The sequence below is a fragment of the Vreelandella indica genome (genome assembly GCF_037070225.1).
Lineage (GTDB): Bacteria > Pseudomonadota > Gammaproteobacteria > Pseudomonadales > Halomonadaceae > Vreelandella > Vreelandella arctica.
Window position 1 is genome coordinate 81,911 of record NZ_JBANSO010000019.1, and the last position, 8,678, is coordinate 90,588.

Below are 8,678 nucleotides of genomic sequence, written 5' to 3' on the forward strand. Positions count from 1 at the left end.
GTCAGTGTGAGGCAAGCTATCAGGCATCAATGCGCTTGTACTTCATACGCTTAGGCGTATCGTTGCCGACTCGCTTTTTATGATCTTCTTCGTACTCTGCGTAGTTGCCTTCAAACAAGACCACTTCAGAGTCACCTTCAAAGGCCATAATGTGCGTGGCGATACGGTCTAAGAACCAACGATCGTGCGAAATCACCATGGCACAGCCGGGGAAGGCGAGTAGTGCGTCTTCCAGTGCCCGCAGGGTTTCGATATCCAAATCGTTTGACGGCTCATCAAGCAACAGCACGTTAGCGCCTTGCTTGAGCGTTTGCGCAAGCTGTAAGCGACCACGTTCACCCCCGGAGAGCTCCGATAAACGCTTCTGCTGGTCGTTACCCTTAAAGTTGAATCGACCCACATAGGCGCGGGAGGAGACTTCGTAGCCGTTAATATTCAGGATGTCCTGACCATCCGATACGGCTTCCCAGACAGTTTGCTTGTTGTCCAGCGCATCGCGTAACTGCTCGACATAGGCGATGTCGACGGTTTCGCCAATCACAACCTCGCCTGCATCGGGCTGCTCTTTACCGGTAATCAGCTGGAATAGGGTCGACTTACCTGCGCCGTTACCGCCGACGATCCCCACAATCGCACCCGGGGGAATCGTGAAAGAGAGGTCTTGATAAAGCAGCTTGTCATCGAAGCGTTTGGTCACGTTATGAAACTCAATGACCTTGTCGCCTAGGCGTGGACCAGGCGGAATATAGATTTCATTGGTTTCATTGCGCTTCTGGAAGTCGCCTGACTGCATTTCTTCAAAGCGGTTAAGACGCGCTTTGCTTTTTGCCTGGCGGCCTTTGGCGTTGCTGCGCACCCACTCAAGCTCTTGCCTGATGGCTTTTTGGCGCGAGGCTTCCTGCTTGGCTTCTTGGTTTAAGCGCTGATCTTTCTGCTCAAGCCAATGAGAGTAGTTACCCTCAAACGGGATACCCTGACCACGGTCAAGCTCAAGAATCCAGCCCGCCACGTTATCCAGGAAGTAACGGTCGTGGGTAATCGCCACTACGGTACCGTTGTAGTCGTGCAAGAAGCGCTCAAGCCAAGCCACTGATTCTGCATCAAGGTGGTTGGTAGGCTCATCCAGCAGCAGCATGTCAGGACTTGAGAGCAACAGGCGACATAGTGCCACCCGGCGGCGTTCACCCCCTGATAGGTTGCCGACTTTGGCATCCCAAGGAGGAAGGCGCAACGCTTCAGCGGCAACGTCCAACTTGCGTTCTAAGTTATGCGCATCGGCCGCCTCGATAATATTTTCCAGCCGCCCCTGCTCGCTTGCCAGGGCATCAAAGTCGGCGTCTGGCTCGGCGTAAGCTGCGTACACCGCGTCTAACTTCTCTTGTGCTTCTTTAATTGCCCCTAGCGCTTCTTCGACGGTGTCGCGGACGTTTTTCTCGTCGTCTAGTTCCGGCTCCTGGGGAAGGTAGCCAATATTGATGCCGGGCATCGGACGAGCTTCACCTTCAAACTCTTTATCGACACCGGCCATGATGCGCAGCAGTGTGGATTTCCCCGAACCGTTAAGCCCCAATACGCCGATTTTGGCACCAGGGAAAAACGATAATGAGATATCCTTGAGAATTTGCTTTTTGGGCGGCACTACTTTGCCAACCCGATTCATGGTGAAAACGTATTGCGCCATGGAGATCCGTTAGGTTGTTGATAGAAAAAAGCGACAGCAGCAGGCTACTGGCTAAGGAGTGATGATAGTGGTCTGCGCCAGGAAAGGCTAGGCTGCTTAAGGTGCGCGGCTAGCCAGGCCCACTCATTGGCTGAGAAGGCCAAGCTATTCAACGCTTACTCTTCTTCGTCCCAGTCGTCTTCTATGGCTCGCTGAAGTCGACGCTCTTCTAGCCATGCTTCTACTTGGCGTCGTGCGCGTAAGCTGTCTGCTTTGCTAGGCTTGCTTTTACCGTAATGGTCATCATTAACGGCGTCTAAGCTTTCGAACTCGTCTGAGTCGATTGCTTCACTGGTAAACGTTTCACGATTTAGGGGATCACGGCTCATGTGATGTCCTCCAACCCAGCCGGCGTGCCGGCGTAACAACGGCTCCACTTATTAGCACATACGGATCAAAAAGCATGTGTGGATTGCAAAGTGAAGCGCCTAGCGCAAATTAAGCGCCTTGCGGCTATATAACGCCAGTAGGGATGAAGTTCAAGCATTGATCGGTTTTTTTAGTGAGAAAGTTAATAATTAGCGGTTATCTCGCTGTTTTTGTAACTCCACAAGCGCAAGCTGGGCCTCTACACGTTCCGTTACGTCTTTTTGTACGCCAATGTAATACATCAGCTCGTCTGCTTCGTCGTAGACCGGTGTAATGGATAATTCATTCCAAAACATGGTGCCGTCTTTACGGTAATTACGCAGTACTTCGCGAGAAGGGCTGCCATTTTTAAGCGCGTCTCGGATAGAGACCAGGGCATCCTGGTCGCGGTCTTCGTTCTGTAAAAAACGACAGTCGCGATACAGAATTTCATCCGCGCTATAGCCCGTTAAGCGCTCAAAGCCTTTATTGACGTAGATGAGGATATTTTCATCGCCTTCCTGTTCAGCAACAACAATACCGTCTTCCGAGGCGTCAATTATGCGTTCGAGCAGCTCTGGACTGATCAATGGAGATCGTTTCATCAAGGGGTTCCTGTTGCAGCTCCAATCCTTCCCGCCGTTCAAAGTGGCTTTTTTTTGCCTGTGAACGGGCAGGATTTCAAATCATTTATTATCAGCAGCATAGCAAGGGCTCCAATCTACCGCTGCTATCTGGCTCTATCATGGCGAGCGTTGTCACGCATTGCAATCGTGTACGCGCACCGTCTCATTCGACCTCGGGTAATTGGTGGGCGCTCAATACAGCCCCCACAGCGGTTGCAGCAAGTATTAGCAGTAGTATGGCGCTACCAAACCATTGTGCAAGAGCGCCAATAATGCCGCCTACCAAAAGCATTAATACGCCTGTTAGCGTATTAGAGAGCGCAACGTAAAGCGCCCGATTATCTTGACTCGCCATATCAATGAGGTAGGTTTTTCGCCCCAAGCGTACGCCATGGTGAATAATCACTAAGAGCGCGTAAACCACCGCATAGGGCCAAATACTTTGTGCCCACCCGCCTGGCAGCCAGACCACGCTGGCGGCTAATAAACAGCAAATAGCCGTACCTACCGCTGCATCGCGCATAACGCTGCGGCTCGATTGGTCGGCGCGCTTGCCCCAGACCGGGCTTGCCACCATCGCTGCAAGCCCGGATACCACAATCAAAATACCCAGGCCGCCGAGGTCGGTGCCACTTTGGTTCTGCCCCAACAGAGCGATGTAAGGCAAGGCGAGTGCACTTGATAGCAGTAATGCCCTGGCAAGGTTGAAGTGTAGAAAAGTGCGATCATTTTTTAGCAGCGACAGACCTAGCTTAATACTGTCCCAGCCGTTTTCTCCTCCTTCAACGGCGCCAGGAGCTTCTACAATACGGGCCGCGGCTAAGGCATTCATTAGCCAGCCACTAGCGGCGACTACGAGTAAGAGCGCCACGATGACATTGCCGGGGCGACTATCAAGCAGCATGAGTACAGCGCCCGTCGCCAGCGTAGCGCCACCGGCAACGCTGCCGCTCCAGCCCATCAACGTGCCGCGGCGGCGTTTGGAAATAGTCTTACCCAGTACGTCTTTGGTCGCGATGGAGGATAAGCCCCGTGCCAGCGAAAGCAGCACGAGCGCGGCTAACACTAATGCGCCGCCCAAAGAGCCGGTGGCGAACAACGCAAGTAGGGCCAGCACTAATGCGGCTAGCGCCTGAATCAGCGCACCTGTTACCCATACCCATTTCCGTTTGGGTTTTAAGCGGATAAAACCCGCCACAAAAATTTGTGGCAGTAGCGCACCCGCCTCACGTATGGGCACTAGCAAGCCTACCATCCACACCGGTGCCCCAATAATGCCCATCAGCCACGGTAAAACTAAGCGCGCGCTAGATAACTCGTCAGCCAACTTATTTCCTAAAGAAGCCCATAGGTGTAGGAAAAAATTGCGCGGCTGTTCGTTGCAAGCACTGTCAGGTATGTCATCGCACATGCGGCTATCTTCATCGCTTGTTAGCCACTCATAAAGGCGAGACTGTGAAACATCCGGTTGAGCCATGACGGTTCCTTGGCGATTGCTAATTTAAGATGACAAAATGTTTTCTGAGAACGACCAAATAGATGCTGAGAATTACATAGTATCCTGCAAAGGAATTTACCGATAAGGAACTCTCAATGTCACGCATTCAAATCCGCTACTGCACTCAATGCCAGTGGCTATTGCGTAGCGCTTGGTATGCCCAAGAACTTCTATCGACCTTTGGTGAGCAACTGACGGAGGTCGCGCTATCACCCTCTCATGGCGGCACTTTCGAGATATGGTGTGATGAACTACTGCTCTGGGAGCGTAAGCGTGATGGCGGCTTTCCCGATATAAAACTTCTCAAGCAACGCGTGCGAGATCAATTGGATCCAGAGCGAGATTTAGGGCATATCGACCGATGAGTCAGGATAAGCAAGCCGTCCTCTATGGCCTGGGGGCGGTAGCGCTTTGGTCGACAGTGGCAACGGCTTTCAAAGTAGCACTCGCATGGATGAGCCCTTTGGAATTGATGTGGCTAGCGGCATTCGTTTCCTGGGCATTAATGGGAGCGCTAGTCATCAAGCAGGGAAATATGCCCACGGCGCTATGCAGTGGTTGGAAAACAGCTGCGTGGGCGGGGTTGATGAATCCCGTGGCTTATTATTTAGTGCTGTTCGCCGCCTATGACCGACTCCCTGGACAAGAAGCCATGGCGCTGAATTATACCTGGGCGTTAGCGATGGCGTTTTTAGCGGTGCCTTTGCTTGGTCAACGCTTGACTCGAATAGATATCGTTGCTGGGTTCGTCGCTTACTCAGGCGTTTGGGTGATCGCTACACGTGGCTCGGTTTTCAATGTCTCTTTCGCCGATCCATTAGGGGTTGTACTGGCGCTCGCTTCGACGCTGCTGTGGGCACTTTATTGGCTGCTCAATGCACGCGATAAGCGACAGCCTCTGGTAGGCCAATGGCAAAACTTCAGTGTGGGTCTGCCTGTGCTGACGGTTTTGTTACTGCTTGGCCCAGGTGTGCAGTGGCATGGTTGGCCAGCGTTTGGGGCGGGCGTTTATGTAGGCTTGTTTGAAATGGGCGTGGCGTTTATTTTGTGGCAGCTGGCGGTACACCAAGTGTCGCGCACCGCCAAAGTCTCCAACCTGATTTTTCTTTCACCGCCTGTGTCGCTGTTTTTGCTTTATCTAGTGGTAGGAGAGCCTATTTTGCCTTCAACCCTGGTCGGGTTGGTGCTCATTTTGTTGGGATTAGGGCTTCAGCAAGCACAAAAGGGTAACTAGTCGGCAGTTACTCGGTAAGCGAAAATCGCTTACCGTTGAATGATTATTTTAGTACTTGATGTAAGTTGGTAACTAGTATAAAAATAACTTTAATAGCTAGTACCTATGGATTAGAAAATAGTTTTTACTAATAGGGTGCTATCATGAAAATGCATGAGGTTTAGCCTGCTGGATGTCGGGGGTTATAGCTTAGAGCGAGGTCATAACGAAAATATGGGAAAAAATATAGACATTGGTGTATTAAGTGAAAGCTTTGGTACAGAGTTCGAGTATCGAGAATTTGCGTCAGATACGGCTCATTCCAATGAGCAACAGCGTTGGAAATTGCTTGATGGGATTGCAAAGTACGCACCAGGTGTAGTTCGTAAGAGCGTTGAGCGCTCAAAGCAAGTGCCATTGCCGCCTGTTCAAATTCAGAAGCATATAAATACGCAAGTGCGGCGTGCTGCAAGAACTCATCAAGAAACTATTTCACAATCGAATCATGCGGTTGCTGCCGGCCGCCAGCCGCATCCCACACCAACTCAGCGATACTCTTTCGGTCATCTATTTGATGTGTATTCAGATAATGAGCCTGAAAAACAGCTTGGTAAAAAAGAAGAAACTTCGCTAAAAGAATTGTTAAGGCTAATTAATTCATGACACTTATTTGTGTTGCATCTCCTAAAGGAGGAGTAGGAAAAACAACGTTAACTGCTAATCTTGCTTATACATTACAGCGTCAAGGTTTTAATGTCACTGTGATTGACTTTGATGGTCAGGATGCTTTGAAACTGCACTTTGGTATTGCTTTTAATGATCCTCAAGGATATGTGGTTGAAGCAACGTCTAATCCGTATTGGCATGAAATGGTGAGAACTACTTCGAGTGGTATTGATGTGCTAGCTTATGGCCATACAACTCGAGAGGAACGCTATCGATTTGAAAGCTTTTTAGCCAACGACCCTAAAGCATTGTATCAATCACTAAAAGGTTTTTACGGTTCTCAAGATGACGTTTTGTTAATGGATTTACCACCTGGACACTCTGTCGCATTGGATGCGGTTTGTCAGTTAAAGCCGCTATGTATAACGGCATTGCTTGCAGATAGTGCCTCTTTAGCTGTTCTACCTTCAATTGAAGAAGGTGATTTCTATCCAGAAGCCATAAGTAGACATTTATATTATGTCATCAATCAGTTTGATCTGCGCAGCGAACTTAGCCGTGATGTGTACTCCCTTCTCAAAGAGCGTTTAGGCGCATCGCTTTTAGGATCAGTGCACCGTGACCCAGCGGTATCTGAAGCTCATGCATTACAAGTTTCAGTGCTACAGCATGCTTATACATCAGCAGTTGTAAATGATTTGGAGAATATTGCTCACAACCTCGTGCGTTTAATGCCAGATGCAGCATTAGTACAAGTTCGTCAGGAAGGTGAGTGATGAAAAATTTGTTCTACAAATTATGGATCATTTTTTTGCTAGTGCTATGTGTGCCTATTTTATTAATCGTCATATCAACACCTATGACATTGAGTAATCAACTAGCTTTTGGTGGTATTACTGCTTTACTTTTGTTAGCCATGGGGCAGGTCAATTCTCCGCGTATACGTTTAGCAATGGCGTTGGTAACGGTAATGACCGCAAGCCGCTATCTTTATTGGCGGATAACGGAAACACTGGTTACAGAAGGTTTATTGGAACCTGTTTTAAGCTTCGGGTTACTTGCTGCAGAGGCTTATGCATGGCTAGTGTTAGTGCTAAGCTTTTTTCAATCAGCTTGGCTGCTTGAACGTAAGATTGTTCCGCTTCCAAACGAAATTGACGAGTGGCCTACGGTTGATGTGTATATACCTACCTATAATGAAAGTTTAGATGTTGTTCGTGATACAGTGCTTGCGGCGCAAAATTTGGATTATCCTGCCGATAAAATTAATATATATCTTTTGGATGATGGAAAAAGAGCAGAGTTTGGTGCTTTTGCATCACAAGCAGGTGTTGGCTATATAACTCGAATAGATAATAAGCATGCTAAAGCAGGAAACTTAAATAATGCTCTCCAAAAAACTAAAGGCGAGCTAATTTGTATTTTCGATTGTGATCATATTACAACGCGCATCTTTTTACAGGCCACAGTAGGTTCTTTTCTTGTTGATGATTCTTTAGCTGTCATACAAACCCCTCATCATTTCTATTCACCCGATCCTTTTGAGCGGAATCTCGTCAGTGGGAGAGAGGTTCCGCACGAAGGAGAATTATTCTACGGACCTATTCAAAAGGGAAATGATTACTGGAACGCAACTTTTTTTTGTGGTTCATGTGCTGTTATTCGTCGTAGTGCTTTAGAAGAAATTGGTGGTTTTGCGGTTGAAACGGTAACAGAAGATGCTCACACAGCATTAAAACTACAACGGAAAGGTTGGTCCACTGCTTATTTAGGCATCCCTCTGGCGGCAGGGTTGGCAACTGAACGTCTTGCATTGCATATTGTTCAAAGAGCGCGCTGGGCTCGTGGTATGACTCAGATTTTACGCAGAGATAACCCTCTATTGGGCAGAGGCTTAACCGTACCACAGCGGCTTTGCTACTTAAGCGCAATGCTTCATTTTCAGTTTCCTTTGGCAAGATTTGTTTTTTTAACAGCTCCATTAGCATATTTGTTGTTTGGTCTCAATATTATTCAGTCCTCACCTCAGTCTGTGGCTGTTTATGTATTGCCTCACTTGTTTGCGGTAGTTTATACCAATGCAAAACTTGTAGGACAGTATCGATATACTTTCTGGAATGAAATATATGAGACCGTATTGACCTTTCATTTGCTAAAACCCTCTATCGTTACGCTTTTTAACCCTAATCGCGGCAAGTTTGATGTTACAGAGAAAGGGGGGCGATTAGATCGAAGCTTTTTTGATTTTAATGTGACACGTCCACATCTTTTTTTATTAGCCTTACTGATGGCCGGTGCGATATGGGGCGTAATTCGCCTAGTTTGGTGGAACCCTGACGGTGAACAGTTAAGTGTATTGGCTTTCAATTTAATATGGGCTTCTTTCAGCGCTTTCTTTTTGATGGCAGCAATAGCCGTGGGTAGTGAGCAAAAACAAGTTCGTGAATATGTGCGAATTAAATTAAGTCGACCTGTAGTTTTACACCTAACGAGGCTGTAGAAAAACCCGATTTCGAGCCGTTTCCACCGCCTGTTGTCCTTATTCATTTACCCAGCCGGTCATCTGGCTGGGTAATCTTAATATCGGCATTTAGCCACTTGAGCGCC

9 protein-coding genes are annotated in these 8,678 nt (G+C 48.2%); 5 read left to right on the forward strand and 4 right to left on the reverse strand.

Translation table 11 applies throughout. The features are described 5' to 3' along the window. Positions 1 to 19: 19 nt before the first annotated feature. The 4 genes from ettA to V8L71_RS14060 form a co-directional block, all read right to left on the reverse strand. Positions 20 to 1,681, reverse strand: a complete 1,662-nt coding sequence (gene ettA / locus V8L71_RS14045; protein WP_101147825.1) for an energy-dependent translational throttle protein EttA — start codon at positions 1,679 to 1,681, stop codon at positions 20 to 22. Between the two features lie 155 nt (positions 1,682 to 1,836). Beyond that, entirely contained in the window at positions 1,837 to 2,049 is a 213-nt protein-coding gene (locus V8L71_RS14050) for a PA3496 family putative envelope integrity protein (protein ID WP_008959622.1), read from the reverse strand. A 189-nt stretch (positions 2,050 to 2,238) separates the two neighbouring features. After that, positions 2,239 to 2,673 (reverse strand): PAS domain S-box protein, encoded by a 435-nt coding sequence (locus V8L71_RS14055; protein ID WP_101147827.1) that lies wholly within the window; start codon positions 2,671 to 2,673, stop codon positions 2,239 to 2,241. Positions 2,674 to 2,857: 184 nt separating this feature from the next. Then, a complete protein-coding gene (locus V8L71_RS14060; RefSeq protein WP_335598323.1) occupies positions 2,858 to 4,171 on the reverse strand; it encodes an MFS transporter in 1,314 nt (437 codons plus the stop codon). Positions 4,172 to 4,287: 116 nt separating this feature from the next. Between V8L71_RS14060 and V8L71_RS14065 the strand changes: the two genes are divergently transcribed. The 5 genes from V8L71_RS14065 (at position 4,288) to bcsA (ending at position 8,571) form a co-directional block, all read left to right on the forward strand. Next, positions 4,288 to 4,557: an Rdx family protein gene (locus V8L71_RS14065; protein ID WP_008959619.1), complete on the forward strand. Its 270-nt coding sequence runs from the start codon at positions 4,288 to 4,290 to the stop codon at positions 4,555 to 4,557. Next, positions 4,554 to 5,426 carry a DMT family transporter gene (locus V8L71_RS14070; protein ID WP_336274488.1) on the forward strand — a complete coding sequence of 291 codons (873 nt, stop codon included), beginning with the start codon at positions 4,554 to 4,556 and terminating at the stop codon, positions 5,424 to 5,426. Before V8L71_RS14065 ends, V8L71_RS14070 begins: the two co-directional genes overlap by 4 nt. Before the next feature lie 153 nt (positions 5,427 to 5,579). Next, entirely contained in the window at positions 5,580 to 6,068 is a 489-nt protein-coding gene (locus V8L71_RS14075) for a hypothetical protein (RefSeq protein ID WP_336274489.1), read from the forward strand. Further along, positions 6,065 to 6,847 (forward strand): cellulose biosynthesis protein BcsQ, encoded by a 783-nt coding sequence (gene bcsQ / locus V8L71_RS14080; RefSeq protein WP_336274490.1) that lies wholly within the window; start codon positions 6,065 to 6,067, stop codon positions 6,845 to 6,847. The genes V8L71_RS14075 and bcsQ overlap by 4 nt, the downstream gene beginning before the upstream one ends. Then, positions 6,847 to 8,571, forward strand: a complete 1,725-nt coding sequence (gene bcsA / locus V8L71_RS14085; RefSeq protein WP_336274491.1) for a UDP-forming cellulose synthase catalytic subunit — start codon at positions 6,847 to 6,849, stop codon at positions 8,569 to 8,571. The genes bcsQ and bcsA overlap by 1 nt, the downstream gene beginning before the upstream one ends. Positions 8,572 to 8,678 lie beyond the last annotated feature (107 nt).

What these genes read in the sequence shown, in the direction of transcription:
- ettA (WP_101147825.1), bottom strand. Translation starts at nt 1,681, where the DNA reads ATGGCGCAATACGTTTTCACCATGAATCGGGTTGGCAAAGTAGTGCCG.
- V8L71_RS14065 (WP_008959619.1), top strand. Translation starts at nt 4,288, where the DNA reads ATGTCACGCATTCAAATCCGCTACTGCACTCAATGCCAGTGGCTATTG.
- V8L71_RS14070 (WP_336274488.1), top strand. Translation starts at nt 4,554, where the DNA reads ATGAGTCAGGATAAGCAAGCCGTCCTCTATGGCCTGGGGGCGGTAGCG.
- bcsQ (WP_336274490.1), top strand. Translation starts at nt 6,065, where the DNA reads ATGACACTTATTTGTGTTGCATCTCCTAAAGGAGGAGTAGGAAAAACA.
- bcsA (WP_336274491.1), top strand. Translation starts at nt 6,847, where the DNA reads ATGAAAAATTTGTTCTACAAATTATGGATCATTTTTTTGCTAGTGCTA.
- V8L71_RS14075 (WP_336274489.1), top strand. Translation starts at nt 5,580, where the DNA reads ATGAGGTTTAGCCTGCTGGATGTCGGGGGTTATAGCTTAGAGCGAGGT.
- V8L71_RS14055 (WP_101147827.1), bottom strand. Translation starts at nt 2,673, where the DNA reads ATGAAACGATCTCCATTGATCAGTCCAGAGCTGCTCGAACGCATAATT.
- V8L71_RS14060 (WP_335598323.1), bottom strand. Translation starts at nt 4,171, where the DNA reads ATGGCTCAACCGGATGTTTCACAGTCTCGCCTTTATGAGTGGCTAACA.
- V8L71_RS14050 (WP_008959622.1), bottom strand. Translation starts at nt 2,049, where the DNA reads ATGAGCCGTGATCCCCTAAATCGTGAAACGTTTACCAGTGAAGCAATC.